This is a genomic window from Spiractinospora alimapuensis, from assembly GCF_018437505.1.
Lineage (GTDB): Bacteria > Actinomycetota > Actinomycetes > Streptosporangiales > Streptosporangiaceae > Spiractinospora > Spiractinospora alimapuensis.
In genome coordinates, this window is sequence record NZ_CP072467.1 from 4002246 (window position 1) to 4028533 (window position 26288).

General features: G+C 68.8%; 30 protein-coding genes and 1 pseudogene. 18 read left to right on the plus strand and 13 right to left on the minus strand.

What is annotated here, in order from left to right; genetic code table 11:
- The first annotated feature begins 5 nt into the window (after positions 1-5).
- Entirely contained in the window at positions 6-782 is a 777-nt protein-coding gene (locus J4H86_RS18625; RefSeq protein WP_236539116.1) for a thioesterase family protein, read from the plus strand.
- A 717-nt stretch (positions 783-1499) separates the two neighbouring features.
- Here J4H86_RS18625 and J4H86_RS18630 read toward each other — a convergent pair.
- Positions 1500-2297: a class I SAM-dependent methyltransferase gene (locus tag J4H86_RS18630; RefSeq protein ID WP_236539117.1), complete on the minus strand. Its 798-nt coding sequence runs from the start codon at positions 2295-2297 to the stop codon at positions 1500-1502.
- 72 nt (positions 2298-2369) lie between these two features.
- Between J4H86_RS18630 and J4H86_RS18635 the strand changes: the two genes are divergently transcribed.
- Together J4H86_RS18635 and J4H86_RS18640 are read left to right on the plus strand one after the other, a co-directional pair.
- Complete coding sequence (locus J4H86_RS18635; protein WP_236539118.1) at positions 2370-2954, plus strand: CGNR zinc finger domain-containing protein; 585 nt, start codon at positions 2370-2372, stop codon at positions 2952-2954.
- Between the two features lie 72 nt (positions 2955-3026).
- Positions 3027-3557 carry a GNAT family N-acetyltransferase gene (locus J4H86_RS18640; RefSeq protein ID WP_236539119.1) on the plus strand — a complete coding sequence of 177 codons (531 nt, stop codon included), beginning with the start codon at positions 3027-3029 and terminating at the stop codon, positions 3555-3557.
- Between the two features lie 29 nt (positions 3558-3586).
- On the opposite strand, the gene J4H86_RS18645 is transcribed toward J4H86_RS18640, so the two are convergent.
- From J4H86_RS18645 to J4H86_RS18655, 3 genes are all read right to left on the minus strand, one after another.
- Positions 3587-4861 carry a DUF418 domain-containing protein gene (locus tag J4H86_RS18645; protein ID WP_236539120.1) on the minus strand — a complete coding sequence of 425 codons (1275 nt, stop codon included), beginning with the start codon at positions 4859-4861 and terminating at the stop codon, positions 3587-3589.
- Positions 4862-5107: 246 nt separating this feature from the next.
- Positions 5108-5359 carry a thioredoxin family protein gene (locus J4H86_RS18650; protein ID WP_236539121.1) on the minus strand — a complete coding sequence of 84 codons (252 nt, stop codon included), beginning with the start codon at positions 5357-5359 and terminating at the stop codon, positions 5108-5110.
- Positions 5289-5798 carry a MerR family transcriptional regulator gene (locus J4H86_RS18655; protein WP_236539123.1) on the minus strand — a complete coding sequence of 170 codons (510 nt, stop codon included), beginning with the start codon at positions 5796-5798 and terminating at the stop codon, positions 5289-5291. Before J4H86_RS18655 ends, J4H86_RS18650 begins: the two co-directional genes overlap by 71 nt.
- Positions 5799-6006: 208 nt before the next feature.
- Between J4H86_RS18655 and J4H86_RS18660 the strand changes: the two genes are divergently transcribed.
- The 3 genes from J4H86_RS18660 to J4H86_RS18670 all read left to right on the plus strand — a co-directional run bounded on the left by J4H86_RS18660 (position 6007) and on the right by J4H86_RS18670 (position 9942).
- The gene (locus J4H86_RS18660; RefSeq protein WP_236539124.1) at positions 6007-7557 is read left to right on the plus strand and encodes an FAD-dependent oxidoreductase; all 1551 of its coding nucleotides are present in this window, start codon (positions 6007-6009) and stop codon (positions 7555-7557) included.
- A 136-nt stretch (positions 7558-7693) separates the two neighbouring features.
- On the plus strand, positions 7694-8332 hold the full coding sequence (locus tag J4H86_RS18665; protein WP_236539125.1) for an ArsR/SmtB family transcription factor: 639 nt from the start codon (positions 7694-7696) through the stop codon (positions 8330-8332).
- A 167-nt stretch (positions 8333-8499) separates the two neighbouring features.
- Entirely contained in the window at positions 8500-9942 is a 1443-nt protein-coding gene (locus J4H86_RS18670; RefSeq protein WP_236539126.1) for an alpha/beta hydrolase family protein, read from the plus strand.
- Positions 9943-10198: 256 nt separating this feature from the next.
- On the opposite strand, the gene J4H86_RS18675 is transcribed toward J4H86_RS18670, so the two are convergent.
- From J4H86_RS18675 to J4H86_RS18690, 4 genes are all read right to left on the minus strand, one after another.
- Positions 10199-10780, minus strand: coding sequence for a YdcF family protein (locus J4H86_RS18675; protein ID WP_236539127.1), 582 nt, complete (start codon positions 10778-10780; stop codon positions 10199-10201).
- Between the two features lie 101 nt (positions 10781-10881).
- On the minus strand, positions 10882-11073 hold the full coding sequence (locus J4H86_RS18680; RefSeq protein ID WP_236539128.1) for a DUF397 domain-containing protein: 192 nt from the start codon (positions 11071-11073) through the stop codon (positions 10882-10884).
- Between the two features lie 120 nt (positions 11074-11193).
- Complete coding sequence (locus tag J4H86_RS18685) at positions 11194-11376, minus strand: DUF397 domain-containing protein (protein WP_236539129.1); 183 nt, start codon at positions 11374-11376, stop codon at positions 11194-11196.
- Positions 11373-12182, minus strand: coding sequence for a helix-turn-helix domain-containing protein (locus J4H86_RS18690; RefSeq protein WP_236539130.1), 810 nt, complete (start codon positions 12180-12182; stop codon positions 11373-11375). The genes J4H86_RS18685 and J4H86_RS18690 overlap by 4 nt, the downstream gene beginning before the upstream one ends.
- A 369-nt stretch (positions 12183-12551) precedes the next feature.
- Between J4H86_RS18690 and J4H86_RS18695 the strand changes: the two genes are divergently transcribed.
- The 5 genes from J4H86_RS18695 (at position 12552) to J4H86_RS18715 (ending at position 16082) form a co-directional block, all read left to right on the plus strand.
- Positions 12552-12971, plus strand: a complete 420-nt coding sequence (locus J4H86_RS18695) for an ATP-binding protein (RefSeq protein WP_236539131.1) — start codon at positions 12552-12554, stop codon at positions 12969-12971.
- Positions 12968-13213 carry a hypothetical protein gene (locus J4H86_RS18700; protein ID WP_236539132.1) on the plus strand — a complete coding sequence of 82 codons (246 nt, stop codon included), beginning with the start codon at positions 12968-12970 and terminating at the stop codon, positions 13211-13213. Before J4H86_RS18695 ends, J4H86_RS18700 begins: the two co-directional genes overlap by 4 nt.
- A gap of 193 nt (positions 13214-13406) precedes the next feature.
- Positions 13407-14585, plus strand: a complete 1179-nt coding sequence (locus tag J4H86_RS18705) for a hypothetical protein (RefSeq protein WP_236539133.1) — start codon at positions 13407-13409, stop codon at positions 14583-14585.
- Positions 14586-14811: 226 nt separating this feature from the next.
- Positions 14812-15150, plus strand: coding sequence for a PadR family transcriptional regulator (locus J4H86_RS18710; RefSeq protein ID WP_236539134.1), 339 nt, complete (start codon positions 14812-14814; stop codon positions 15148-15150).
- A complete protein-coding gene (locus tag J4H86_RS18715) occupies positions 15147-16082 on the plus strand; it encodes an HAAS signaling domain-containing protein (RefSeq protein ID WP_236539135.1) in 936 nt (311 codons plus the stop codon). Before J4H86_RS18710 ends, J4H86_RS18715 begins: the two co-directional genes overlap by 4 nt.
- Before the next feature lie 65 nt (positions 16083-16147).
- Here the strand turns inward: J4H86_RS18715 and J4H86_RS27290 are convergent, their stop codons facing one another.
- Both J4H86_RS27290 and J4H86_RS27475 read right to left on the minus strand, forming a co-directional pair.
- The gene (locus J4H86_RS27290; RefSeq protein ID WP_269134483.1) at positions 16148-16468 is read right to left on the minus strand and encodes a lipase family protein; all 321 of its coding nucleotides are present in this window, start codon (positions 16466-16468) and stop codon (positions 16148-16150) included.
- Positions 16469-16536: 68 nt separating this feature from the next.
- A pseudogene (locus tag J4H86_RS27475) lies at positions 16537-17046 on the minus strand (lipase family protein); the annotation flags it as partial.
- 284 nt (positions 17047-17330) lie between these two features.
- Here J4H86_RS27475 and J4H86_RS18725 point away from each other — a divergent pair.
- From J4H86_RS18725 to J4H86_RS18740, 4 genes are all read left to right on the plus strand, one after another.
- A complete protein-coding gene (locus tag J4H86_RS18725; RefSeq protein WP_236544088.1) occupies positions 17331-18674 on the plus strand; it encodes an MFS transporter in 1344 nt (447 codons plus the stop codon).
- Positions 18675-18778: 104 nt separating this feature from the next.
- The gene (locus tag J4H86_RS18730; protein WP_236539137.1) at positions 18779-19600 is read left to right on the plus strand and encodes an alpha/beta fold hydrolase; all 822 of its coding nucleotides are present in this window, start codon (positions 18779-18781) and stop codon (positions 19598-19600) included.
- Complete coding sequence (locus J4H86_RS18735; RefSeq protein WP_236539138.1) at positions 19593-20264, plus strand: TetR/AcrR family transcriptional regulator; 672 nt, start codon at positions 19593-19595, stop codon at positions 20262-20264. The genes J4H86_RS18730 and J4H86_RS18735 overlap by 8 nt, the downstream gene beginning before the upstream one ends.
- A gap of 103 nt (positions 20265-20367) precedes the next feature.
- Positions 20368-20865: a phosphoribosyltransferase gene (locus J4H86_RS18740; RefSeq protein ID WP_236539139.1), complete on the plus strand. Its 498-nt coding sequence runs from the start codon at positions 20368-20370 to the stop codon at positions 20863-20865.
- On the opposite strand, the gene bla is transcribed toward J4H86_RS18740, so the two are convergent.
- A complete protein-coding gene (gene bla / locus J4H86_RS18745; RefSeq protein WP_236539140.1) occupies positions 20862-21782 on the minus strand; it encodes a class A beta-lactamase in 921 nt (306 codons plus the stop codon). The two genes, J4H86_RS18740 and bla, sit on opposite strands and share 4 nt — an antisense overlap.
- A 127-nt stretch (positions 21783-21909) precedes the next feature.
- Here bla and J4H86_RS18750 point away from each other — a divergent pair, with 127 nt between their 5' ends.
- Together J4H86_RS18750 and J4H86_RS18755 are read left to right on the plus strand one after the other, a co-directional pair.
- The gene (locus tag J4H86_RS18750; protein WP_236539141.1) at positions 21910-22800 is read left to right on the plus strand and encodes a LysR family transcriptional regulator; all 891 of its coding nucleotides are present in this window, start codon (positions 21910-21912) and stop codon (positions 22798-22800) included.
- Positions 22797-23702: a serine hydrolase gene (locus J4H86_RS18755; protein WP_236539142.1), complete on the plus strand. Its 906-nt coding sequence runs from the start codon at positions 22797-22799 to the stop codon at positions 23700-23702. The genes J4H86_RS18750 and J4H86_RS18755 overlap by 4 nt, the downstream gene beginning before the upstream one ends.
- 38 nt (positions 23703-23740) lie before the next feature.
- On the opposite strand, the gene J4H86_RS18760 is transcribed toward J4H86_RS18755, so the two are convergent.
- Positions 23741-24337, minus strand: coding sequence for an acyl-CoA-like ligand-binding transcription factor (locus J4H86_RS18760; RefSeq protein ID WP_236539143.1), 597 nt, complete (start codon positions 24335-24337; stop codon positions 23741-23743).
- A 120-nt stretch (positions 24338-24457) separates the two neighbouring features.
- Here J4H86_RS18760 and J4H86_RS18765 point away from each other — a divergent pair, with 120 nt between their 5' ends.
- The gene (locus J4H86_RS18765) at positions 24458-25327 is read left to right on the plus strand and encodes an SDR family oxidoreductase (RefSeq protein WP_236539144.1); all 870 of its coding nucleotides are present in this window, start codon (positions 24458-24460) and stop codon (positions 25325-25327) included.
- Between the two features lie 24 nt (positions 25328-25351).
- On the opposite strand, the gene J4H86_RS18770 is transcribed toward J4H86_RS18765, so the two are convergent.
- Positions 25352-26263, minus strand: coding sequence for a GlxA family transcriptional regulator (locus tag J4H86_RS18770; protein ID WP_236539145.1), 912 nt, complete (start codon positions 26261-26263; stop codon positions 25352-25354).
- Between the last annotated feature and the right edge of the window lie 25 nt (positions 26264-26288).

Consider the following 26288-nt stretch of genomic DNA (forward strand, 5'->3'; position numbering starts at 1 on the left):
CGGCGATGACGGACGGGTTCTTCACCGACCTGGGGGAGGGATGGTTTAGCGCGAGCGACCACACGTCCGGACCGTGGACGCCGGGGCACCAGCACCTGGGGCCCCCGTCGGCGTTGATGACCCGAGCCCTCGAACGTGTGGACGGGGTAGCCGGAACGACACTCGCCCGGATCACCGTCGAGATCCTCGGGCCGGTTCCGGTCGGGGACCTGTACGTCTCCACCCAGGTGGAACGCCCGGGCCGCTCGGTCGAGCTGCTGTCCGCCACGCTGTCGACGTCGGACCGTGCCGTCGCCGTGGCGCGGGCCTGGCGCATGACCACCAGTGACTCCGCCGCCGAGGCCGCGGGGGAGTCACCACCGCTGGCCCCGGCGCACACCGGGACGGAGTTCGACCGCCCCCCGGGGTGGCTTCCGGGCTACATCGACGCGATGGAGTGGCGTAGCCTGCGCGGGTCCCTCGGCGAGGAGGGCCCCGCGACCGTGTGGGCGCGCCAGCGCGTCCCCCTGGTCACGGGTGAGGACCCCACGCCCCTGCAACGCCTGATGGCCGCGGCGGACTCCGGGAGCGGCGTCTCCAACCGGCTCGATCCCCGGAACTGGCTCTTCATCAACACCGAGGTCACGGTCCACCTCCACCGCCAGCCCTCGGGCGCGTGGACCGGACTCGACGCCAACACCGTCATCGGAACCGACGGAGTGGGCACCGCCCTCACCGCGCTGCACGACGAGCACGGGCACGTGGGATCCTGTGCCCAAGCGCTCCTCGTCCGCCGGCGCTAGGTGGGGTTCTTTGCACCGCTGTGCCTGTTGGGAGCGCTTTGGGCTCGCGACCGTCGGGGCGGCGTTCGCTGTGTCGATCCTTTCGAACAGCCAACCAGGGTGCCCAGCACGGATCGTCGTGCGAGTCGAAGGAAGCCCGGCCCCCGCAGGGGCACCATCCGCGCAGCGACCCCAGTAGGGACGAGGGCCCCTCCCTCACCAGAAAACCCGTTGCGAACACTCCCCACGTCTTCGCGGATGCTGGACGTCCCGCCGCCCGAAGGCCCTGAGTCCGCACGCCAGCCCAGACCCGCGCCCGGTGGCCCGCTGGCCCGGTGGCTGAAGGGTTGGCCTGGCCGCTGCCGGATCTGTGCAGAGCCGTGATGGTCGACGCCTCCAGCCCTCCGGCCCGTTCTCCTGAGGGCCCCAGTCCCGCTTCGTCCCGGCCGGCATCACCGTGGGACGGGTCCATCGGCCACATCAGCACCGGAACCAATCCACGCCGCGATCCAAACCCACCCGCCCTCCGCGCCGCGAACGTCACAGGGCACATCGCCGAGACAACGAGGTGGACGCCCCCCGGTGGAGTCAGGGCGGTGGCGGGGCAGAGGGGCTCCGTTGGGAGGACTCTCACCGAACAGTGGGTGGGGCGTGTGATGATCCTCAGTGGGCGCCGAGGTAAGGCACCCCCCTGTTCTCCCAGCCTCGACATGGTGAGCCCCGCGGGCGCCCACCCGATCACCGAAGGGCGACCAGGATGTGGTCGTCGCCCGCCTGCCAGATGGGGCCCGCTGAGCGGTAACCGGCGCTGAGCAGTCGGTCGACGTGTGCCTGGGCGCTGAGTTCGTTGGTGCCGTGGTGGTGTTCGGCCCCGGCGGCCTCGTGCTGGTCCTTGTCCGGACGGCCGGCGGTGGTGTTCCACGCGGCGAGGGTCTCGTCGGCGAGAACGGCCGTCCACCAGTCCTTCCAGCCCTCACGTTCGCCGGTCTCGGTGCGTACCTGTCGTCCGACGGCCACCGCGTCGGCGATGGCGCTGAGCCGCTCGTCCGGGAGGGGGAGGTGGTCGGCGTTGGCGAAGATCCCGCCGGGCGCGGTGCGCGCCGCCAGCGTTTCGTACACCGAGGACAGGGCATCCCCGTCCATCCAGTGCAAGGCGGTCGACGAGACCGCGGCGTGGATGGTTTCGGGCAGGGTCTCCTCCCAGCCGGGCTGGCCCAGGTCGGCGTGTACCCAGGTCGCGATCTCCCCGTAGTGCGCACGGGCCAGCGCCAGGAGCAGCCCGTTGGCGTCGATCCCGATGAACGTCGCCCTCGGTAGCCGCTGCGCGAGACGCGCGGTGAGAGACCCGGGCCCGCAGCCGAGGTCAACGATGACCGGGTTGTCCACGCCGGCCACGGCCTGGGCGACCGCGTCGGCCTGGACGGCGAACCGTTCCTCGCGGTCGGGGATGTAGCCCTCCTGTTGAGCGTCCCAACGCTCGATCCAGGTCGCCGCCAGTTCCGCGGGGATGTCAGCCGGGGTCTGTGGTTCCGCCATCACGCAGCTCCGTCACTGTCCATGTAAAGTTCGACAGTGACGAAATTACGTGGATGAGAGGTGACTGGTCAAGTGGATTTTGACAGTCATTTGAGTGACGTCGTGGGGGTGACCGTACACGTCGTCAACCTCCTGACGCCCGGCCATCGCCGAGGTCAGGAGTACCCCGGCGACGCGACGCCGGCCGGCGTGGCCGCGGCGTTCGCCGCCGAGGGCCGGTTCTCCTACCGGATGCCGAGCGACGCCGAAGTCGTGGAGATGCGTGGGTACACCGACCGTCTCCACTCGGTCTTCGCGGCCGTGGACGTCGGCGACCTCGACACCGCGTGCCTGACCGTGAACGCCCTGATGGCCGACACGCACGCCATGCCGGTCCTGTCCCGGCACGGTGGGGAACCCTGGCACCTGCACTTCCACGCGGCCGAGGCCGGGTGGGCCATCGGGTCCGGCGCCTCCATGGCGACGTCGCTCGCCGTGGTGCTGGGCGGCCCGACCGCGGACCGGCTCGGTATCTGCTCGGCCTCAGCATGTGACCGCGTGTTCGCCGACACCTCCCGCAACGGGACCCGTCGGTTCTGTTCCGTGGCGTGTCAGAACCGACGCAAGGCCGCCGCCTTCCGCTCCAGGCGACGACTCCACGGGGGCGGCGGGGAGTAGCCGAGGTCAGCGAACGACGCCGTCCGACAAAGCGGTTGCGCGGCGGGCCGCGCGGCCCAATACTCAACGCTCATGGACCATGTGGTGATTCGCCCGGCGACGGCCGACGACGCGGAGTTCCTGGCGGACATGCTCGTGCACGCGGCGAACACGCCCAGCCACCCCGACCGTAGCCGGGACGACACCCTCGCCGATCCGGCGATCGCGCACTACGTCACGGGGTGGCCCCGGGCCACCGACATCGGAGTGGTGGCGGTCGAGGCCGGGCGCGGGAGCATCGGCGCGGCCTGGCTCCGGTTCTTCACCTCCGCGCGGCCCTCGCACGGATTCGTCGCCCCCGACATCCCCGAGCTGGCGGTCGGCGTCGTTCCGGACCGACGCGGGCACGGTGTCGGCCGGGCCCTGGTGCGCGCGGCGGCCGACGCCGCCCGGGAGGGCGGGTTGACCCACATCAGCCTCAGCGTCGAACGCGCCAATCCCGCCGCCGCGCTCTATTCGGCGGAGGGCTATGAGGTGGTGGAGCGCCGCGAGCACGCGGACACGATGGTTCTCGCGTTGGCCCCGGCGCCCGTGTCGTCCGACGCGTCCACCGGGATCTCCTGAGCCATCGGCACTATCGGCCCTCTCGGACGTCAGGTCACGGGTGTCCGCCCAGCGGGGGGACCGTACGTCAACCGGCGCAACAACCAGTCGGCCGGCCCCGCGCGGACCACCGGGTTCGACGCGTGCTCCGCGAGTCCGGTCGCGACCACCGTCACCAACCAGGTCCCCACCGCGAACAGTGCCATCGTCGCGATGGTCATGTGCTCCCCGAGCCCCAACCCCCACCCGGCGAGGATCGGCGCCATGACCAGCGAGTGCGCGAGGTAGCAGGACAGGGAGCGCCTCCCGACCGATCCCACCGCGACCGTCACCATCCCCTGGCGTTCTCGGCGCGCCACGCGCACCGCGACCAGCGCGAAGACCGCCACGTAGCCGAGCCCCCCGGCGAGTCCGGTGGGCCAGCTCATGGCGAGTCCGATCGGGCCCTCAAGACCGCCGGTCTCGGGGGGTTCGACGACGCCGACGGTGAACAGGGCGGTGGGGAGCGCGCCGATCAGGCCGAGGCTCACGCCGCCCACCGCCACGCGGCGAAGGAGGGGGAGATGCCGCCCGGGTTCCTCGAGGATCCGGCGTCGTGCCGCCCAGAAGCCCAGCAGCATGGCGATTGGGGCGGTCACGCCGAGCGTGGTCAGGGACGTGACGCCGAACCACGTCGCGAGTCGCGGCACGACCGAGACCGCGTAGCTGGAGGTCTCCGCCGCCGTGAACGGGTTGGGCAGCTCATCGCCCGACTGGCTCGCGCCCGCCAAGTAGTCGAGCGCTCCGCTCCACAACAGGGCGAGGCCGGTGATCCCGACCGCGAACAGCAGGGTGAGCAGGGAGACCCCGGTCCAGATCCATCGGCGCAGCGCCCGTTCACGTGAGCTGAGCAGCAGTGCCCCCAGGACCAGACCGATCACGCCGTAGGCGCCGAGTACGTCCGTGGGCAGCAGCAGGGCGGCGTGGAGGAAGCCGAGGACCACGAGCCACACACCGCGGCGGCGCAGAAGCCGGACGGTGTCCGACTCCGTGGCGCCCGCGGCGGTCTGCCGCAGGAAGACGTGCATCATTCCGTAGCCGAAGAGGAACGCGAACAGCGGATAGACCCGCACGTCCACGAGCGTCACCATCAGGAACTGGACGACGCGGTCCGCGTTCCCCGCTGCCACGGGTTGTCCGGAGGGGTCCAGTTGGACTCCCCAGAGGAAAAGCGTGGTGTTGGACAGCACGATGAGCAGCAGCATCACGCCCCGCGCGAGATCGGGGGCGAGCGCGCGTTCCTTGGGTCGGGTCGGTCCGCGAGTGGGGAGCTCCCGCATGGCCATGCCTCCTGGAGGGTGGAGGGCGAGCTTAACTATACGTTCTTGTATATACATCGACGTATAGTTAAGCAATTCGTGGCCGCGCGATCGGCCCCCTCACGCCGCTCGGACCCCGTAGAGACACCTGTGGCGCCCACCCCGACTGAGGTGGAGCGCCACGTCGCTGACGCCCACGGGCACCGCCGCCGGGGCGGGCTGACCCTCCCGTCTCCGGCGGCGTGACCTGGTCACGGCGGACGGACCAACGGGTTAGAGCGCCCCGTCCAGCTCCGCGAGCAGCTTGCGCTTGGGGCGGGCGCCGACGAGCCGATGGGAGAGCTCGCCGTCGCGGAAGAGCAACAGCGTCGGGAATGCCATCACGCCGTACCGCGCCACGATGTCGGGATGGTCGTCGCCGTTGATGGTCGCGACGGCCAGGCGGTCCCCGCGTTCACGTTCGATCTGTTCCAGGATCGGTGGGAGCATCGCGCACGGTGGGCACCAGTCCGCCCAGAAGTCCACCAGGACCGGCTTGGTGGAGTTGACGACCTGGTCGTCGAAGGTCTCGCTGGTCAACGTGATCATTCAGGTCCTCCTGGGTGAAGGCGCAGCCCGGACAGGCGTGTGCGAGTCGGTCCGCCACCGCCGCTCGGCGTCGCATCAGCGCGCGAATCTCGGCGTCGATCTCGGCGAGCTTGCGACGGGAGGCGGCCACGGAGTCGGGGCAGGCGCTCGCCACCGGGCTTCCCGACCGAAGACAGTCCAGGAACGGTCTGGCGTCGTCCAACGTGAATCCCAGAGCGAGCAGGGTGCGGATCTCGACCACGAGTTGGACGTGGTGCTCGTCGTACTCCCGGTAGCCGTTCGCCGTACGCGCGGAGGACAGTACTCCCTGCTCCTCGTAATAACGCAGCGCGCGGGTACTCACCCCCACGCGTTCGGCCAACTCCCCGATTCGCATCCGCCCTCCCCGACCCCGTGGCGCGAGTGACGCTACGCCTTCACGTCGACGTCAACGCCAGCCACGACCCGCGTACTCCCGGGGTCGGGTTTCGGCAACGACATAACAAGAGGCGATGTGTTCGCTACTTTTCGTGATTGTCCTCACGGGTACCTCCGCGAACGAGGCCGCGGATACCGGCCATTCCCCTGTTTGGAAAGGCGAGGACGTGACGGAGTACGACAAGGGCGGCATCAAGATCACCCCCGACGACTGGCGTTACGCCACCCTCAGGCGAGGCTTCAACCCCCGATGGAGCTCTGAGCCCGACTACATTCGGCTCGTGCGCAATCCCGGCGAGGTCGTCTACGCGCTGCGTGCCGCGCTGCGGGAGCCGCAGGACTGGACGCGGTCGCGGATCACGGTGCGTTCGGGCGGGCACTGTTACGAGGACTTCGTCTGTTCACCCGACGTCCGGGTGATCCTCGACGTCGGGCTGATGAACGGGATCTACTACGACCCCGACATGGAGGCCGTCTGCATCGAGTCCGGGGCGAGCAACTGGGACGTCACCGAGAAACTCGTCAAGAAGCTCGGCCTGCTGCTCCCCGGAGGATCCTGCAACACCGTCGGCGCAGGGGGGCACATCACCGGCGGGGGATTCGGCCTCTTCTCGCGGCAACATGGCCTCACCGTCGACTACCTGTACGGCGTGGAGGTCGCCGTGGTCACCGGTAGGGGCGAGGTGCGCCTGGTCACGGCCACCGCCGACGACGAGGGCGACCTCGGCGACCTGTTCTGGGCGCACACCGGTGGCGGCGGCGGGAATTTCGGCGTGGTCACCCGGTTCTGGTTCCGCGGCCTGCCCAAGGCGCCGTCCGGATACATCCGGGTCGAGGCGGGGTGGCGTTGGGCGGACTTCCTCCCCGACGGCTACGACGACTTCAAGCGTGTCGTGACCCGGTTCGGCGAGTTCTTCCGGGACCACCAGGACGAGGACGACGAGTACGCGGCCCTGTTCGGCATCCTGCAGCTCACTCCGTCGAACAACGAGAAGATCGGACTGTTGGCACAGATGGACGCCGACATTCCCGGCGCCGAGGACAGGGTCTGGGAGTTCGTCCGGTCCCTCGACGACGAGATCGGCCCCTTCCTGGTCGACCGCACCGAGGTCACCGGGGAGCACCCGGTGCTCACCGCGAGTCGGGAGCCAGTGCACGTCGACTGGGAGAAACTCTCCCAGGTGCCCATCCTCAGCAACAACGAGGCCGGCAAGTACAAGTCCGCCTACCTCCGTCGCCCGTTGCCCGAGCGTCAGATCCAGGCACTGTGGAACGGCCTGACCAACCCGCCCGACGGGGTGACCAAGGCGGTCATGCAGATCGACTCCTACGGCTCGGCGATCAACCGGTCGGAGGTGGAGACGGCCATGGCCCAACGTGATTCGATCATGAAGATGCAGCACCAGGTCTACTGGCCGTCCGACACCGACGGAACGACCCACATCGCGTGGATCCGGGACCTGTACGCCCGGATGTACGGGAGCGCCGCCAACCCGGTCGTTCCCGGTGTCCCCGTCCCCGACGACGACACCGACGGCTGCTACATCAACTACCCGGACGTCGACCTGAGCGACCCCGCGTGGAACCGGTCGGACTACACCTGGGCGGAGCTCTACTACAAGGAGCACTACCCCCGCCTCCAGCGGGCGAAGGCGCGCTGGGACCCGATGAACGTCTTCAACCACCAGCAATCGATCGACCTGCCCACCGACGACTAGCGAGACCTCGGAGCCGTGCTGCCGCCTCGTGACAGTGGCGGCGGCACGACACCGCGCGCTCCGCCAGTCGTGATTTGCTCGGAACGCATGCATGGAAAAGCGTGCACGGATTTCCATGCGTGCTATGGTCGGTGGCATGACCTCGGATCAGTCCCCTGATCATCTGAACGGCCAGGCGCCGACCACGGCTGACCTGAACACGCTCAAAGCGTTGGCCAACCCACTGCGCCAGCGGATTCTCCGCCATCTCCAGGAACGGGGACCGGCGACGTCCACGACGCTCGCGAAGGACCTGGGCGTCACCAGCGGCGGGACGAGCTACAACCTCCGCATCCTCGCCGACAGCGGGCTGGTCGAGGAGGTGCCGGAGCGCGCGCACGGCCGGGAGCGGTGGTGGCGCTATCGTTCCGCTGACCTGCGTCTTCCCCGTGGCGGCGACACGGAGACCGAGGCGGCCGTGGGCGAGCTGCTGGGACAGTGGTTCGAGGCGGACGCCCAGGACCTGGAACGGTTCGCCGCGGCGCAGGCCTCCATGGGGGAGTGGGGCGACGCGCTGCAGTACTCGCGCGGGGCGATCACCGTCACCCGCGCCGAACTGGAGAACTTCTTCAGCGACTACCTCGCCCTGCTGCGCCGCTACCAGCACGCGGCCGCGTCGACCGACGACGCCCGGCTCGTACACACTCGACTGCTGGCACTCCCATCCCCGGACGCACCCGACGCCGCCGATGCCCGTTCGGACGCGACAGGGATGGACGGTGAGGGGCACGGATGAACTGACCTCACCCACGGACCGACAGCACCGTCCGATACTCCCCGGCAGCCACCGCTGTGCCTGGGTCGCCGAGCTGCAACTCGACGACCCAGAGGTGGAGGCCGTCCCACCACGCGACTTCGCGTGGCCTCTTCAGGTACGCACCTCCACCAGCAAGGAGAGCACCATTGTCGTGCGCCCGCAAACAGCTCCGCCCCACCGCCGTCGTGCTCCTCACCGCCCTCTGTCTGGCGCTGGCCTGGAGCGTCCTCCCCGCGAGGGCGGACGCCACCCCGTCGGACCTCGCGCCTTCCGAGTTGGTGACCGAGGAGGTCACCGTCCCCTCCGACGGAGCGGCCCTCGACGGGACCCTGGTCATCCCACAGGACCACGCCGTCGACCTGCCGGGGCTGGTGATGATCACCGGGGCCGGTGGGATGCGTCAGGACTACACGGCTGAGGCCGAGGAGCTCGCGCGGTCCGGGATCGCCGTCCTCCTCTACGACAAGCGCCCGACACAGCGACCCGCGATGTCGTTCGACGTGCTCGCGGCCGACGCTCTCGCAGCCGTCGACCTGTTGAGCGACCACGAGGCCACGGACCCCGACCGGATCGGGGTCTGGGGGCACAGTGAGGGAGCGTGGGTCGCCCCGCTCGCCGCCTCGGAATCCGACGAGGTCGCGTTCGTGGTCGCCGTGGCGGGCAGCGCCTACTCCCCGGACCGGAGTCAACTGTGGAGCAACCGCGTCCACCTGACGCACGCCGGCGTCCGGGAGTCGCTGCTGGCACCGCTCGGCGAGCGGCTGAGTCGGATGTTGGTCGACCTCGACGCCTACGGCGACGTCGACCACGACCCGCTGGCCACCATGGGCGCGGTGACCCAACCGATCCTCATCGTCGCCGCGGAACACGATCGCTCCGTGCCGGCGGGCGAGAGCGTGGGGCTGCTGCGTGACGCCTTGGCGGAGCATCCACACCACACGATCCGCGTCGTCGCGGACGCCGACCACGGGATGCGCCACAGCGAGGACGGATTCGACGTCGACCGGTCGGCGCCGTTCGCGGCGGGCTACCCGGATCTGGTGACCGAGTGGATCCACCCCTTGGACCCCGCCGAACCCGTCGCCTCGGTGGACGAGGCTCCGGAACAGGACACCTCGACCGAGCCCGTGGCGGCCCTCTCCTGGTTCGAAACGTCCGGCGCGCACGCGACGGCGGTCCTGCTGATGCTCGTCTGCTTCGCGTCCATGCCGGTCACGATGCTGGTGCGCCGGATCCGCCGTCGACCTCGAGACCCTTCCCGCTGGTGGTTGCTGTCGGGCAGTGCCGCCGGTATCGGCGTCGCATTGGGGACCCCGGTCTACCTCTTCACGATCGTGATGTCCGGCGCCAGCACGGTTACCACCACGGTGCTGGGGCGGCCCCTGCCGTGGCTGGTGCTGCAGCTCCTCGCGAGCTTCCTTGTGGTCGCCGCTCTCGTCGTCGCGACCAGCCGCGTCCGCGCGGCCCGAGCCAATCGCGCCGGCAGTGGGAGCACCGCCGTTCCCATCACCTGGGGCCTGTCGCTACCCACGCTAGGCGCCGCCCTATTCGTACCCTGGGCGACCCTTTGGGGACTGTTCACGATCTGACACCCATGTCGCCATGGCGCGGTGAGAGGAGACGCCACGCGCGGTGGGTTTCCTTCTACGGCCGGCTCCTCAACGGCGCCGAGGCCTTGGAAAGGTCGCGCTGCGCGCGGCTCATTTTCGTGGCGACTTCGGTGCTGCGGGCAAGTGGTTGGTGGCCTGGTGCCCCGGGCTTGCTCCCCACTTGGCCCTTCACTCCGCGGGCGCGTAACCGGAGTGGCCGCTGGGGAGTGAGCCACGCGAAGCGTGCCCGATGTTTTTAGGTGGGTTTGAGGAGGCGGCTGGTGTAGCCGGCGTTGATGAGGGATTGGTAGGCGTGGAGGACGGGTTGGGGGATGTCTTGTTGGATGGCGAATCCGCGTTCGGGGTACTCGATGATGCGGTTGAGGTCGCCGATGAGCATGTCGACCACGAACTGTTCGTTGTCCATGGTCTTGAGGTAGTCGTCGAAGTCCAGGGGTGCGGAGGTGCAGGTGATGTCGACTTCGGGCCACTCCTTGCGGGCGGTGGCGTAGGCGCGGCGTTCCATGTAGGGCATGGACACCAACAGGACTGACTTCACCTCGGCGCCGACCTGGGTGAGTGCCTCGCGGGAGAAGCGGATGTTCTCGCCTGTGTTGCGGGCACGAGGCTCGACCACGATCGCCTCAGCGGGCACACCCAGAGCCTGAGCGTGCTCGGAGAAGTGCACCGCCTCCCCACGCGGGAAACGCCCCGGCTTCGTCGGATTCGGCCCTCCGGTGAACACCAGGGTCGAGAACAGTCCCGCCTGGTACAGCCGGGCACATCCGCCAACCACCGCGACCCACCCGACACAACCAACTCCCCGATGATCACTCACGGAAGCACCTGCACAACAGCCTGCTTCCGGATGGCCTCCACACTCTGAAGCTGATGTCGCAAGCCAACCCTGAGCACGGCGCCGCCGCAAGAACTCAGAAATCAGAGCTCGCCAGTGCGCGCGGCGTGGAGGAAGGCTGACCACTCAGTGGTCGTGAAGGACAGGGGGCCCAGGTCGGGGTGTTTCGAGTCCCGGACCGCTGCCCCGGCTGGGAGTTCGGCGACCTCCACGCAGTTGTTGCCCGAGCCGCTGTAGCTGGACTTGTGCCAGGTGGGGTGGGGGGTTTGTGGCATGGGTTCCTCCCGGCTGGGTGGGGGTGGCCGTGGAGTTCACCGTAGCCCGGCGGGGTTCTCCGTACGGCGGGGATGACGAAGGCCCCGGCGCTTGCCAGGGGCCTCGGACGACTGGGGTGCTTAAAGTTCGCCGGTGCGGGTGGCGTGAAGGAAGGCGGACCACTCAGGGACGGGGATGGTGAGATGGCCAAGGTGGCGATGCTGGGTGTCGCGGATGAGTACCTGGCCAGTGTCAGTGCGGCACTCGACACAGGCGTTAGAGCTTCCACCGCTGTAGCTTGACTTGTGCCACTGGTCATTCATGGCGCGAAATCCTCTCTGATCTTCTTGATCATCTTGCCAGACTCGGTGAGGGAGAGCGCCTCGGCTTGCAGTGCCCCGAAGAGCGTCTCACAGCGGTTGATTTGCTCAGCGTTTTCGACCACCTCCTCACCCAAGAGGTGTTCTACCAAGACCACAGAGGTTCTACCGGTGAATCTCAACACACGAAAATTGCCGTTCATCCCAGGATGATGGGGTGCGTACTCCGGGATGATCTGTAGTTTCAGCGACGAGGCGTCCATCAGGGTGATGATGTGGGTCAGTTGGTCGTGTATGAGCTCACGACTCCCGACCACCCGCTTCAACGCGACCTCGTCGACCACGTACCACAGCAGCGGGTTCAGGTTGAGCTCACCTCGGCGCTTCACTCGTGCTCGCACGTCTTGATCAATCTCCATGGGGGTCGCCCAGGGCCGCGCATCCGTCATAAACGTGCGTGCGTACTCCTCGGTCTGGAGAAGCCCGGGAATGAAGGTGGTCGTGTACTCCCTGATCTCGACGGCCTCTCGTTCCAGGAGACCGATGTCCCGCCACCAGGCGGGGACGTCCACGTTGTTGTTGATGTCGAGCCAAAGCCGGGTCAGCTTTCCATCTGTGGAGAGCGCGGTGTCCATTGCCTCCGCATGTGACCGTTTTGGCTCTCGTGTCCCATTCTCGATTGCGGAGATCATGGAGCCGGACATGTTCACGGCAGCACCCAGCGTGACCTGCGTGATCCCTTCCTTTGTTCGGTAGTGCCGCAGTTCGTTGCTGAATTCGTGCCACTGGTTTTCCGCTTCAGAGGTCATAGCACATTTCTATGCGGAAGCTCTACGAGGCTCCACTCGTTCAACGGAATTCGCCATTCCTGTGGAAAACCTAGCGGATGGTTACCGCGTGACCCCACTGTGGAGACTCCGACCAGCCAATAGACCCCCGCGACCGACAAAAGCGGTCCGGGGGCGTGGCCCAACTGGGAGGTTCCAGATGGACAGGTTTGACCCTAACGCTCGTGGTGTGGACTGGTGTCGGCGCGGTGGTGCGGCTCGGGTGCGGCCGTACCTCTTTCGTCGCCATGCGTATGTGTGGTGTCGAGGGTGCGGCACTGCGCTGGACCACCCCTCTACGGTGACCTCGGTGTTGTCGACGGGGCCGATGCCGGTTGTGGAGGTCGTGTCATGACCGGCCGCAGGTTCGCGGGTGTTCCTGGAAGTGTCGCTTTGGTGCGGGCGTGGACTCGGAACGAGCTCCATCAGCGTGGTACCGATCTCGGCGCGGTGGAGGAGGCCGCGCTTGTCGTGAGCGAGTTGGCGACGAACGCGATCCGTCACTCCCGGAGCGGTCACCCCGGCGGCTCGTTCCTGGTGGAACTCGACATCCGACCCTCAATGGTGCGGATCAGTGTTGTTGATCAGGGCACGGATGGGAAGTCGGTTCCGATGTGGGGGAAGAAGACCGATCCCCTCACCGAGCACGGCCACGGGTTGAACCTTGTGGCGAGTTTGGTGGAGCGGTGGACCACCATCACCAACAACGGCCACTGCACCGTCACCACCGACCTCCCCACCCTCGTCCCCACCGCGGGAGGCCGACGGTGAACACCAACCCCGTCACCACCCTGCTCCACCTCTTAACCCCGCACGGCGCCGTGTTCTACCGCACCACCGGAAACCCCACACAAGGCCGAACCCACGTCTCCCTCTCCATCAAACGGGACAACGGCCAAATGATCCACGCAACGTTGACCAACGACATGTGGCACGTCGCTGGCCGCACCTACCCCACCGGCGCCGAACACCACGTCGCCACCCACCTCCTCACCCACAAACACCACACCTAGACCACAACCCCGCCCCGCACCCCTCCCGCAGGGCGGCCCCCAAGTGGTGGGGATCCAGGCCAACCCGACCCGGATCCCCACCACCACCCCCACACGCCAACTGGAACGTCCTGACCCACGTAGGCCTGCGGGCATCATGGGGGGCGCCCCCCGCGACAACACGTCCGCACCACTACGCCAGTCACGGAGAACTATGCAGCCCTCCGAGCACGTACCCGAACTGATGTCTCTCCTCGTGGAGGGGTTCGCCAACGCACAGGTCGAGGTCGAACTGCTGCCGCCGACCACATTGCGGATCCAGGTCCCCGGGCACGACCCGGTCGAGGCGGACTACGAGTCCACCGTGGCGGAGGCGCGTGCGTTCGAGGCGGAGGACTATCCCGAGATCGCGGCCCAGGTGGTGCGCGCGCTGCTGCGGCGGTACCGGGAGAACGGGATCCGGCTGGGCACGCACTACCCGCCCCACTACGACGACCACGGGCGCCACGCCCTGGTCACGGCACTGGCCGAGCGGGACCTGCCCTCCTTCTTTGAGGACCCGCGCACGCTGAGCCTCCCCCTGTCCAGTGGCGACCGCGTCATCAGCGACGTGAGCAGCTACATCGACACCGTCGAGGGTGTGTCGGCGGAACAGGCCGAGGAGGCGGCGAACCGCTTCGCGGACCTGCTGGCCCAGCAGCTCGCGCAGATCGTCCCGCAGCGGTCGGCACCGGACAGCCAGATCCGCGTCCGGCTCTACCCGGAGTCGGCCTTCTCCGAGGAGGTCCTGGCGGGCCTGCTCTGTCGCCCCTTCGGCCCCGGACTCTGGCAGGTCGCGGCGCTGGACAGCCCCGACACCGTCCAGCCGATGGGGCGGCAACAGCACGAGGAGACGGGCCGCCCCGACGACGAGGTCTTCGCGGCCGGGGTCGCCAACGCCCTGCGGGAGCCGGTCGAGGTGTCGCGGCACGAGATCGGCGGCGTGACCATCGTCCACGTCGGGGGCCAGCACCCCTACGTCGCGGCGCAGTTGCACAACCTCGGCGAACACATTGGTCCGGCGCCCCACGGCGCCCTGGTCGCGGTGCCGGTCCCGCAGGTGGTGATGGCGCACGTCCTGGGGGATGGGCATCCGATCGCCGCACTGGAGACCCTCCAGAACGTCGCCCAACGGTTCGTGGACGACAGCGAGCGCCCGATCACGCCGCACCTGTACTGGTGGCGCCCCGCCGGCCCGGCCGATGACGTCTCCGCGGTGCCGGAACTGCACCTGGCGCGGATCGAGATCGAAGAGGAGGACGACCGCGTGGCCCTGTACTCAAGCTCCGACGACTTCCAGCCGATGATGGAGTCCGTGCTCGAGAGCCAGCGCGCCGCCTCCGACGAATCCTGAGGCGCGGCCGGTGAGCTGACCGGCGTAGCCGGGCGGAGTCACGAAGTCCGCGGGGTGGGTGGGTACTCGAGTACCCACCCACCCCGCGGACTTTCCCGTCCCGGAACCGCCCGAAGGTGGCCACGCACTCGGTGCCGGCCGGACCTGGCGCGCGCTGACCTGCGAGGACAATTCATCGGGGGAAATCACTACACAATAGTGTGTGCCACACAGTACTGTGTGAGTCGTGTCATCAGAAGAGCTGATTCACGCGCAGGCCCAAGAGCTTCGTCGGGGAACTGTCGTGTTGGCGTGCCTGTGTCTCCTGGACGAGGCCCAGTACGGTTACGCGCTCCTGGAGAGGCTCAACGACGCTGGCGTCGCGGTCGACGGAAACACGCTGTATCCCCTGCTCCGTCGGCTGGAGAAGCAGGGGCTCCTCACCAGCGAGTGGAACACCGAGGAGTCCCGACCACGCAAGTTCTACCGCACCAGCCCAGAGGGATCCCGCGTGCGCGCCGGCCTGGTGCGCGAATGGGACGACCTGGTCTCCTCCATTGCACAGCTCACCAGGGAGAACTCATGACCAACCCGCCTCTCACCGAGCGCTACGTCCAGGAAGTCGTGCGACGGATCCCCTCCGGGCAGCGTGACGACGTCGCCAACGAGCTCCGCGCCACCATCGCCGACACGATGGACGCCCAGAACCCGGAGGTCCCCGACGATGCGGAACGGGCCGTACTCACGGAGATGGGCGATCCGATCCGACTGGCCGCCCGGTACGCCGACCGGCCACTCGGCCTGATCGGGCCCAACAGTTATCCGACCTACGTGCGCTTACTCTCCGTCCTGCTGGGTGCGGTGCTGCCCGTGGTCGTCGTCGCCCTCATGGTGCTCGCGGTCGTGGACGGCGAGGACCTGGCGGAGGTCCTGCTCACGGGGATCGGCGCGACGGTCACCATCGGCGCGCAGATGATCGCGTGGCCGACGCTGGTGTTCGCCCTGGTGGAGCGAAGCAATCACCGGGCCGAACGCACCCGGAGCGCGTGGTCGCCCGACGAGCTCCCCGAGGCCGGCAAGCCCGGCCGTAGCGCGGTCGCGTCCTGCGTCTCGGCCGTGGGCAACGCGCTGCTGCTGGGGCTGATCGTGTGGCAGCAGACCGCCCGCCCCTACACGGCGGACGACGAAAGCCTGGAGATCCTCAACCCGGAGCTCTGGTCGGGCTGGATGTGGCCCGTCCTCGCCGGACTCGCGGGGATCATCGTCCTCAACCTTGTCCACGCCGTCACCCCGACCTGGACCGTCACCATGGCGGGCGGCTATGCCCTCAGCGAGGCGCTGTTCGCCCTCCCGATGGCGTGGATCTTGTACCAGCAGGAGTTCTTCAACCCGCCCTTTCTGACCCACTTCAACCAGGGGTGGACGACACCCGACGAGTTCTACGTGGTGCTCGCCCTGGGCATTCTTCTCATCGCCGCCAGCAGCGTGTATGGCCGGGTCCGTGAGGCGCTCCGCTGAGACCGAGCGGACCAGCGACGCGAAGCCCCCACTCGTGCCGGCCACGGTGGGGGCCGCGGTGTGTCTCAGCCGGCCGCCCGGGAGAGGCAGGCGAGATAGTTCTTCATGCTGTGGTCGCGCACGGCATCGGTGCCGGGGGAGAACACGTCCGCCGTGTGGCCCTTCAGCGAGTCGCCGACCCGCCCGAACAACGTGGCCTGTTCCTCCAGATTGCCGTCGGCGTCGATGTACTTCTCCACCGCGACGTGCCGGTAGACGGGCTCCGGGGGCACGCGCGGCACGACGTCGTTGTTGTTGACGAACCGGAACATGCGCCCCGCGAACGCCTCGTCGTAGGCGTCGGCCAGGGCTTGGTCACAGGTCCGGGGCTGGCCGTAGGTGTACACACCGTCGGGGACAGCGCGGGGTCCTCGAAGTGCAGCCGGGCGGCGGCCAACATCGCGAGCGCGCCGCCGAGGCTGTGCCCGGTCAGCCACAGTGACTGGTCCCGGTCCCGCAGCGTCGTGACGGCGTCCCGGGTCTCCTCGTAGACGGCCTCCAGGGCCGTGTGGAATCCCCAGTGGGCCCGCCCGTCCTTGACCGAGGTACCGACCAGGGGCGCGTTCGCGTCGGAGAGCCAGTCGCGGATCTCCGCGGGTTCCGTCCCCCGGAAGGCGAGGATGATCATGTCGTCGTTGGCCATGGCGTAGGCCTGGGTGTCCTCGAGGGGGAACGGTTTCCGGTGTTCCACCCGGAAATGGCGAAAATCATCGAATCCCCACGTGCCGGCCTGGGTTTCGATTTCCGGTTCGTCCTTGTAGGCGAGGCTGGCCGCGTGTGCCAGTCGGAGCGCGTTCCCGAGGTCGTACCCAGGGTGCATGGCGGCGAACGAAACAGTCGTCATTGGATTGTTTCCCGGTGGCGATCGGTGCCCGAAGGTTGACGTGCGCGAAGTTAGCACGAGCATTGATTGGCGTCGCCGCATATTTCCCTCGGCAATTCCGTTGGGGTCCGGATTGCCCTTTTCTCGGGGGTGTTTCGGGCGAGGAAGGGGAATTCCCGCTTCCCCGATCGTGCCGCCGTCGCGTGGCGCCAGGCGTCGACCCCGACGGCCCGGCCCGGGCGCCACCGCGTGAGATTCGCCCCACTTTGATCTAGGATGCGGCGTTGTGTCGAGAGGGCATCGGTTCGCGGGCGGTGTGCCTCTCCGGCCCCCCTGTCCTCCCGCGGCGGCGTCCGCCGAGGGAGCGAAGGGATTTCGCGTTGAGCATGCGAGCGGAGAGCGAGGGGCGCCCCCAAGGCGGCGCTCCTCGATTCAAGGTCCTGGCCGCGAGTCTCACAGGGAGCACAATCGAGTGGTTCGATTTCTTCCTCTACGGTACGGCCGCCGCGCTTGTCTTCAACAAGTTGTTCTTTCCCACGGACGACCCGTTCGTGTCATTGATGCTGTCTTATCTGACATTCGCGTTGACGTTCTTCATTCGCCCACTCGGTGGCGTGATCTTCTCCCACATCGGTGACCGCATCGGGCGGAAACGCACCCTGGTCATCACGCTGTCCCTGATGGGCACGGCCACCATGCTGATCGGGATGCTGCCCACCTACGAGACGTGGGGGCTGCTCGCGCCCGTGCTCCTGATCCTGCTGCGCATCGTCCAGGGGTTGGGCATCGGAGGGGAGTGGGGTGGGGCGCTGCTGCTCGCCTACGAGTACGCCCCGGCGAACCGTCGCGGCCTGTTCGGCAGTGTCCCGCAGATGGGTGTCACCGCGGGCATGCTCCTCGCCAGTCTCGCCCTCACGGGGATGACCCTCCTGCCGCAGGACCAGTTCGAGGCGTGGGGGTGGCGGGTCCCCTTCATCGCCAGCATCGTGCTGGTGGCGCTGGGCCTGTGGATCCGCGCCGGTCTGGACGAGACACCGGCGTTCCGGAAGGCCAAGGCGGAGGGCAACGTCGCGCGGTTGCCGATCGCCGACACACTGCGTTTCCACTGGCGGGCGGTCCTGGTGGCGATCGGCGCCAAGGTCGTCGAGACCGCCCCTTTCTACATCTTCGGCACCTTCGTGGTGAGCTACGCGACCGGGACCTTGAACTTCGGCGACACCACGGTCCTGAACTCCGTGACCACGGGAGCCATCGTGGCGACCGTGCTCATCCCGGTGATGGGCCGGCTGTCGGACACGTTCGGGCGCCGCCGCGTCTATCTCACCGGCGCCGTCCTGCTGGGCGCGTTCTCGGCGCCGTACTTCATGCTCCTCGACGCCGGAACCGTCCCGCTGCTGTTCGTCGCGACGGTCCTCGGGCTGGGAATCCTGTGGGCGCCGGTGACCGCGACCCTCGGCACCCTCTGCTCGGAGATCTTCTCCACCCGGATCCGATACACCGGCATCACCCTCGGCTACCAGGTCGGGGCCGCGCTCGCGGGCGGGACGGCGCCCCTCATCGCCACGTGGCTGCTGTCCCGGTTCGACGAGTCCTGGACCCCCATCGCCGTCTACCTCACCGTCACCGCGCTGTTGTCCATCGTGGCCGTCGCCCTCGCCGGACGGGCGGCGCGCTCGGAGGTCCACGACGACGCGGTCGCGGAGACCCCGGTGTCGCCCAACCGGGACTAACGGCCGCCGCTGGCGTCGTCGGGGCCGTCCACGGATACCGACGGCACCACCTGCCGTACTATTTGACCGAACGAACGTATTTGGTCAATGCGTCGGAGGGTGTCGTGCGGCGAGAGATCGAACGGTCAGGGGCACGGATTCGCTACTGGGTGGACGGCCCGGAGGACGGTCCGCTCGTCGTGCTCACGCACGGCGCCAGCATGGACCACCGGATGTTCGACGCACAGCTCCCGGTGCTCCACGAGACCGGGTATCGCACCCTCACCTGGGACCTTCGTGGACACGGCGCGTCGAAGCCGATCGGGGACGGGTCCCTGACCGTGCGCACCATGAGCGATGACCTCCTCGCCGTCCTGGACGCGGTTGGGCACTGCGCGCCGGTGTGCCTGGTGGGCCAGTCCCTGGGCGGCTACGTCGCCCAGGAGATGGAGTTCGCGCACCGGGACCGGGTTTCGGTCCTGGTGATCATCGGCTCGACCTGCGTCACTCTCCCTGTCCGGCGCTGGGAGGAGTGGGCGCTGCGCTCCTCGCCCTGGTGGTTCCGGGTGTGGCCGTACGAGAACCTCCGACGCGTCATCTCCCGCGCCACGGCCGTCACTCCGGCCGTGCGGGCCTACGCGTACGAGGCCACCGGTGCGCTGACCAAGACGGAGTTCGTCGCGGTGTGGCGGGCCGTCGCGACCTCCCTTCACCCCGATCCCCAGTACACGGTCACCATTCCGTTGCTCCTCACTCACGGGGACGGCGACGGCACCGGGAACATCGCCGCGTCCACGCCCCAGTGGGCGGCCCGGGACACCCACGCCCGTTACGAGGTCATCCCGAACGCGGGCCACAATGCCAACCAGGACAATCCCGAGGCCTTCAACGAGCTGTTGGTGGACTTCCTCACCGAGCACTACCCCGTGGGACAGACACATGAGTGACCGCGCCATCCGCATCCTGACGGCCGCCGCCGCGCTGTTCGTTCGCTACGGCGTCGCCAAGACCACCGTGGACGACATCGCCACCGAGGCGGGCGTGTCCAAGGGAGCCGTCTACCTGGAGTTCTCCGGAAAGGACGCGCTGGTCGAAGCGTTGGTCCGCCACGAGTTCCGTACCTACCTGGAGGCCGCGGCGGCGCGCGTGGACAGTGATCCCCGAGGCGGCCATCTCTCGCGCGTCTACTACCACTCACTCGAGGAATTGGCACGGCGCCCCATGCTGCGGGCCCTATACACCCGCGACAGCGACGTACTGGGCACCCTGGTTCGACGCGGCGGCGCCGCCCGGCACGCGCCGCGCCTGCTGCTGGGGAGGGACTTCGTCGAACGCATGCAGGCCGCCGGGCTGGTGCGGGCCGAACTGGACCCGGCCGTCCTCAGCCACAGCATGGGCGTGCTCTCGGTCGGGTTCCTGATGGCACAGCCCGTCCTGGCCGACGGCACGGAACCCCCGCTGCCCGAGACGGTGGGCATGCTCGCCGACATGATCACGAGCCTGGCGGAGCCCAGCGACACCACCACCGAAGGCGACACTCCCTCGAGTGAGGCGGGCAAGGCCGCGTTCGCCGACCTGTGCCGACAGCTCGTCACCGCGATCGAGAGGTGACCCCGGACCGGCGCGGTCGGTTGGGGCGTCGCCTCCCCAACACGGCGCACGGTCGCGATACTGGGGTGGCCACTGTGGGTGTCTGCGCTGAGGGAGTGCGTCCGTGACTGACGAGCGGGAGAACCTGACCTACGAACGCTTCGGATCCGCCGTCCGAGATCTAGCGCAGATGGTCGCCGCGGACGGGTTCGAACCGGACATCATCCTGTCCGTCGCCCGCGGCGGCCTCTTCGTGGCGGGTGGGCTGGGCTACGCGCTGGACGTCAAGAACCTGCACGTCGTGAGCGTCGAGTTCTACACGGGGGTAGGCACCACCCTGGACATGCCGGTGATGCTACCCCCGGTCCCCAACGCGGTGGACCTCACCCGTAAGCGGGTCCTCGTCGCCGACGACGTCGCCGACACCGGCAAGACGCTGAAACTCGTCTACGACTTCTGCCACGAGCACGTCGCCGAGGTCCGCAGCGCCGTGATCTACGAGAAGTCCACCTCACTGGTCCGGTGCGACTACGTCTGGCGCCGCACCGACCAGTGGATCAACTTCCCCTGGAGCGTCCTCCCGCCCGTCGTCCAACGCGCCGGACAGGTGCACGACTCCTAGGGCCGGATCGTGTCGACGACGACTTCGGTGGCCTGGGCGATGAGGGCGTCATTGGGCTCGGCGTCCTCCTGGTCGCGGCTCGACATCACCGCGATCAGGATGGGCTCCTCGTCCGGCGGCCACATGATGCCGATGTCGTTGCGGGAGCCGTAGCCACCGCCACCGGTCTTGTCGCCGACCTCCCAGTCGTCGGGGACGCCGGCGCGGATGAGGTCGTCGCCGGTGGTGTTCTCCCGGAGCATCTGTTCCAGGACGTCGCGTTTCTCCGGCTCCAGCGTGTCGCCGAAGACGAACTCCTGGAGGTTCACGGCGAACTGCTCGGGGGTGGTCGTGTCGCGCGGGTCACCGGGAGCGGCCTCGTTCAGTGCCACCTCGATCCGGTCCACCTGCGTGGTCTCGTCACCGGTGGCGCGCAGTGCCTCCTGCAGTCCCTCCGGCCCGTCGAGTTCGCGGAAGAGGAGGTTGGCGGCGGTGTTGTCGCTGTAGCGGATGGTGGCGTCGCACGCCTCCATCAGTGAGATCCCCGTGTCGACGTGCTCCTCGGTGATCGGGGAGTGTGGCACGAGGTCCTCGGCGTCGAAGGTGACCACCTCGTCCATGTCGTCAAGGGACCGTGTCTCCATCACGGCGCCGCAGACGAACGGCTTGAAGGTGGAGGCGTAGGCGAAGCGGTCGTCGGCGTTGTAGGAGACCTCCTCGCCGGTCGCGGTGTCGAGCGCGTAGACACCCAGCCGGGCGTCGAACTCCTCGGCCAACCGGTCGAACTCCTCCGCGTACTCGGGCGAGGAGTCCTGCCCCTCTCCGTCAGCGGCCTGCGGCTCCGCCACGGCCTCGGTGGAGGAGCATCCGGCGAGGAGCGACAGCGCGACGGCCGCCGCGCCCCCGTAGGTCACTCGACGCGCAGAACTGTGCGGCATGTATTCCATCCTTCCGTAGGTCTCGGAAGGGCCCCGGGAACCCATGCCGTTGAGTCTCACCCACGAACACGATGCTGTCGAAGACAGAATCGGTGGAATTCATGCGAATGCGGCATAATCAGTGTTCATGGATCTCGTTGGTGCCTGCACCGCGTTCGTTCACGTGAGCGAGCAACGCAGCTTCACGCTGGGCGCCGCCGCCGCGCGCGTCCCCCAGCCGGTGGCGAGCCGCAGGGTCGCCGCGCTGGAGCGCCACTTGGGCGCGCGCCTCTTCGATCGTTCGACCCGGCGCGGTGAACTCACGCCGTTCGGGCGGGCCATGCTGCCGACCGCGCGTCGCCTCGTCCAGCTCGCCGAGGCCCTCGAGGACGCGGCGGAGCACGCCCTGCGTACGCCGCTGCGGGTGGCCGTGCCCGAGACGTGCTCGATGCTGCGCCTGGCCCGGCTGCAGCTCGAGGCCAAGGACCACGGGGTCGTTCTCGAAGCCCACCCCGCGCCACCGGCGACCCGGATCGAGCTGCTGCAGACCCAGGAGATCCGTGCCGCGCTCGTCGCCGCGCCCGCCGACGAGGCGACCTGGCACATCCCCCTGGGGCTCGCCTCCGCGACCGACCCCGGAGTGGACAGCCTCTTCCTCCAGACGCTGCGCCCCGGACGTGGCGGCGCGTCGGGCCCCCCGCGGCACGTCTGGCTGCAACCGGAGGATGACGTCCCCCACGTCAGGGATCGCGTGTACCGGGTACGGGACATGGTCGGCCTGCGGAGCGGTCAGGTGCGTGTCGCCCACTCCGTCCCCGCGGCGACGGCCGCGGTGCTGGGCTCCGGGGACTACCTGCTGGCCCCTCCCGACCAGGCGCGGGAGCTCGGCCTGTACTGGACGCCCCTCGGCGAGCTCGACCTCGCGCGTGGCCTCGCGGTCGCCACCACGGGCGGAGAGGATCCCGACCTCCTGCGTTCGAAGGTCTGGACGAGTGTCGCGCGCTGTGTCGGCGCCGTCGAGGACGGAGCACCGGAGTGAGGGCACATTCGCTGTTGCGTGGGTTGCGCGAACAGCTCGACGATGGCGGGCTGCGCGGATCCTTCCTGGTCCGCGATCTGCGTACGGGCGAGGAGATCGGGATCGAACCCGACCTGGAGTTCGCCTCCGCCTCGCTGGTGAAGGTTCCCCTCGCGATCGTCACACTGGACCGCATCCGTCGGGGGGAACTGGACGGCGCCGAGGAACTGCTGGTGCGTCCGGGCGTTGACGCGGTGCGCGGACCGACCGGGCTGGGACTCTTCCGCCACCCGGCCCGCGTCGCTATCGACGACCTCGTCTACCTCAGCGTGGTCATCAGCGACAACATCGCCGCCGACCTGCTGTTCGCCCGAACACCACCCGCCGAAGTCGCCGCGGCGCTGAAGGCCTTCGGGATCCACGGGATCAGCGTTCGCCACACGCTGGGCGACCTGATGGAGACCCCGCAGGAACAGCTCGCGCCCGACGACGCCCACCTCGCCCACACTCTGGCCATTCAGGCGGGCACGGCGGGGAGGGGACACAGCGTGCCGCAGTTGGATGTGACGCGCGCGAACGCGGGGAGCGCCCGGGCCTATGTGGACCTCCTCCAGGCACTGTGGCTACCGTCAGCCATCCCGGCGGAGGTCGCGGCGCGGGTGAGGGAGCTGATGGGAGTCAACATCCACCGGCAGCGGCTGACACCGGACTTCAACTCCGACGCCTCGCCCTGGGCGTCCAAGACTGGCTCGGTCCTCAACCTCCGCCACGAGATCGGCGTCGTCGCCCACTCCGACGGCGACCTGTTCGCCGTCGCCGCCCTCACGGAGTCCCGCGTGCCGGCGCTGGTGCAGCCCGAGGCGGAGGCACTCATGGGTCAGGTCGCGCGGCGTCTCCGCGACCACCTCAGGGCCCGCGCCTGACGGGCCGGCGACCAACCGGTGCCACGGCGGGCACCGGTTCACGTCAGGTCAAGGCCCTCCTGCAGGGCGGCCAACGTGCGGTCGAGGAGCTCCGGGAGGGGTTCGGTGCCGCCCTCGGCGTGCCACACCCGGACGGCGGACAGCACGGCGCCCAGCAGCGCCCCGGTGGTGACCTGGACCCGAAAGTCCGTCGCGGCGGCCCCACCACGCGCCGCGAGGCGTGCCGACAGCGTGTCGACGGCCTCGGCGGCGCGGCTCACGGCGGCGGCCTTGATCGCCGGTTCGGTCAGCAACAGGTGGAGGCGCCGGCGCTCAGGTCCCTCACTCCAGTCGTCGTCGCTGGCGAAGTAGTTGGTGAGGGCTCGCCGAACCGCCTCCAACAACGGCCGGCCGTCATCCGACTCCAGGAAGAGACTGACGAGCGCGGAGTCCCGGTTCGGGTTCCACAGCACGATGCCTTCCTTGGTCTGGAAGTAGCGATAGATCGAGCTGGGTGAGACCTCCGCCGCGTCGGCCACGCGCTCGACGGTGACGGCGTCGAAGCCGTGCTCCTCGAAGAGGTCGAACGCCACGTCACGGATGTGGCGCATCGTCTTGTGCCTCTTGCGTTCGCGCAGTCCGCCCCGTTCGACCATGCCTCCACGCTAACAGTGACTCCGAATTGACAGTGACAAGCAATAGGGAGTGACTGTACGTTGAGGATGGTCGCCGGGCGGCGCCGGCCGCCCGGCAGGACGATCGCGGAGGAGCGAGCCATGACCCAGGTCGAGAACGGGACGCTGTTCGTCACAGGTGGAGCGCAGGGCATCGGGCTCGGGATCGCGCGGACCTTCGCCCACGCCGGCGCCAAGGTCGCCGTCGCGGACATCGCCCGCGACGAGCTCGACGCGGCCGTCGCGGGTCTCGCCGAGACCACGGAGGCCGCCGGATTCGAGTTGGACGTGCGCGACCGGGCGGCGTTCGCGCGCGTGGTGGACGAGGCGGAGGAGCGGCTCGGCCCCATCACCCTGCTGGTCAACAACGCCGGCGTGACCCGACTGCTTCCGTTCCCAGAGATGACCTATGGCGTGTGGGACCACATCATGGACATCAACCTGGGCGGTGTGGTCAACGGTCTCCAGACCGTGTTGCCCCGGATGATCGAACGCGGTGGTCCGGGGCACGTGGTGAACGTCGCGTCCGGAGCGGGGCTGGTCGCCGGACCGGACTACGCCTACAGCATGACGAAGTTCGGAGTGGTGGGCCTGACCGAGTCGCTCGCGTGGGAGGCGTCGCTCCGTGCGGCCGAGATCGGTGTCACCGTCCTGTGCCCGAGCTTCGTGCGCACCAAGATCGCGGGGAACAGCGCCGCGCACCAGATCGACGGCACGACCGACCCCAACGAGGAACGAACGCACCGGATGACGAAGTTCTTCGACCGCTATGGTCTGCCGCCGGAGACGGTGGGCGAGATGGTCCTCGACGCGGTACGCGAGAACCGGCTGCACGTCATCACCGACCGCCTGTTGGAGCGGGGACTTGAGGCACGGGCCACCGGCCTGCGCGACGCCCTTCCGCCGGAGACCGAACTCGACCGGGAGACGGGGGCGGCGGTGGCGGAGCTCCTTTCGATGGAGCGGGGCTGACGCGACAGTCCCGCTCCACCCCGCTCAGCGATCGGCGCGGGCGCGCAGTCGGCGCAGCATTCGGGCGTCCCGGAAACCGACGGCCCGGGCGGCTGCCTCCGCGGTCGCCCCGGTGTCGATCATGTGCTGGGCGTGTTCCAGCCGAAGCCGTTGTTGGTAGCGCAACGGGGTGCTTCCGGTGGCGGCGACGAACGCCCGCGTCAGCGTACGGTCGCTGACCCCCACGGCGGCGGCGAGCTCCACGAGTGGGAGGGGAGACGCGAAACGGCGGTCGATCACGTCCTGCGCTCGATGCACGACGTCGGTGTTGTGGGCGCGATGGCGCAACATCGCGCTCACCTGCGGCTCGTCGCCGTTGCGTCGCGCGTAGACCACCATCTCCCGGGCGACGTGGGCGGCCACGGCCGGCCCGTGCCAGGTCGCCACCTGGTGGAGCGCGAGGTCGATGCCGCTGGCGATTCCGGCCGAGGTCAACACGGTCCCGTCCGCGACGTAGAGCACGTCGGGAACGACCTTGGCCCGCGGACAGGCGCGGGCCAGGTGACCCTGAAGGGCATGGTGGGTCGTGCAGCGGCGTCCGTCCAGCAGGCCGGCCTCCCCCAGGGCGAAGGCACCGGAACACACGCTCGCCACGGTGCCGCCCCGCGCGTGGTGGGCGGCCAACGCCTCCACCTGGCCCGGGGTGAGCACCGGCCGGAGGGGTTCGGAACCCACGCGCTGCCCCGGGACGACGACCACGTCCCGGGGCGTGAGGGTGGGCCAGGTCGTGTCACAACGCAGCGGCAGCCCCTGGGCGGTCGTGACCTCGGCGTCGCCGGACACGTAGCGGATCTCGTACCCCAGACCCATGTCGGCGGCGGTCGAGAAGACCTGTGCCGGACCGGCGAGGTCCAGGAGATGGATCCGCGGCGTCACTAGGAACACGATGAGGGTCACGATCCGGTCAGTGTACGGTGCCGCC

Bases quoted from the DNA above. Each gene is read 5' to 3' on its own strand.
- J4H86_RS18655 (WP_236539123.1), bottom strand. From the start codon at position 5,798: ATGCGAATCGGGGAGTTGGCCGAACGCGTGGGGGTGAGTACCCGCGCG.
- J4H86_RS18625 (WP_236539116.1), top strand. From the start codon at position 6: ATGACGGACGGGTTCTTCACCGACCTGGGGGAGGGATGGTTTAGCGCG.
- J4H86_RS18765 (WP_236539144.1), top strand. From the start codon at position 24,458: ATGACCCAGGTCGAGAACGGGACGCTGTTCGTCACAGGTGGAGCGCAG.
- J4H86_RS18685 (WP_236539129.1), bottom strand. From the start codon at position 11,376: ATGAATGACCAGTGGCACAAGTCAAGCTACAGCGGTGGAAGCTCTAAC.
- J4H86_RS18760 (WP_236539143.1), bottom strand. From the start codon at position 24,337: ATGGTCGAACGGGGCGGACTGCGCGAACGCAAGAGGCACAAGACGATG.
- J4H86_RS18645 (WP_236539120.1), bottom strand. From the start codon at position 4,861: ATGGCCATGCGGGAGCTCCCCACTCGCGGACCGACCCGACCCAAGGAA.
- J4H86_RS18750 (WP_236539141.1), top strand. From the start codon at position 21,910: ATGGATCTCGTTGGTGCCTGCACCGCGTTCGTTCACGTGAGCGAGCAA.
- J4H86_RS18630 (WP_236539117.1), bottom strand. From the start codon at position 2,297: ATGGCGGAACCACAGACCCCGGCTGACATCCCCGCGGAACTGGCGGCG.
- J4H86_RS18735 (WP_236539138.1), top strand. From the start codon at position 19,593: ATGAGTGACCGCGCCATCCGCATCCTGACGGCCGCCGCCGCGCTGTTC.
- J4H86_RS18680 (WP_236539128.1), bottom strand. From the start codon at position 11,073: ATGCCACAAACCCCCCACCCCACCTGGCACAAGTCCAGCTACAGCGGC.
- J4H86_RS18695 (WP_236539131.1), top strand. From the start codon at position 12,552: ATGACCGGCCGCAGGTTCGCGGGTGTTCCTGGAAGTGTCGCTTTGGTG.
- J4H86_RS18705 (WP_236539133.1), top strand. From the start codon at position 13,407: ATGCAGCCCTCCGAGCACGTACCCGAACTGATGTCTCTCCTCGTGGAG.
- J4H86_RS18715 (WP_236539135.1), top strand. From the start codon at position 15,147: ATGACCAACCCGCCTCTCACCGAGCGCTACGTCCAGGAAGTCGTGCGA.
- J4H86_RS18665 (WP_236539125.1), top strand. From the start codon at position 7,694: ATGACCTCGGATCAGTCCCCTGATCATCTGAACGGCCAGGCGCCGACC.
- J4H86_RS18690 (WP_236539130.1), bottom strand. From the start codon at position 12,182: ATGACCTCTGAAGCGGAAAACCAGTGGCACGAATTCAGCAACGAACTG.
- J4H86_RS18725 (WP_236544088.1), top strand. From the start codon at position 17,331: ATGCGAGCGGAGAGCGAGGGGCGCCCCCAAGGCGGCGCTCCTCGATTC.
- J4H86_RS18640 (WP_236539119.1), top strand. From the start codon at position 3,027: ATGGACCATGTGGTGATTCGCCCGGCGACGGCCGACGACGCGGAGTTC.
- bla (WP_236539140.1), bottom strand. From the start codon at position 21,782: ATGCCGCACAGTTCTGCGCGTCGAGTGACCTACGGGGGCGCGGCGGCC.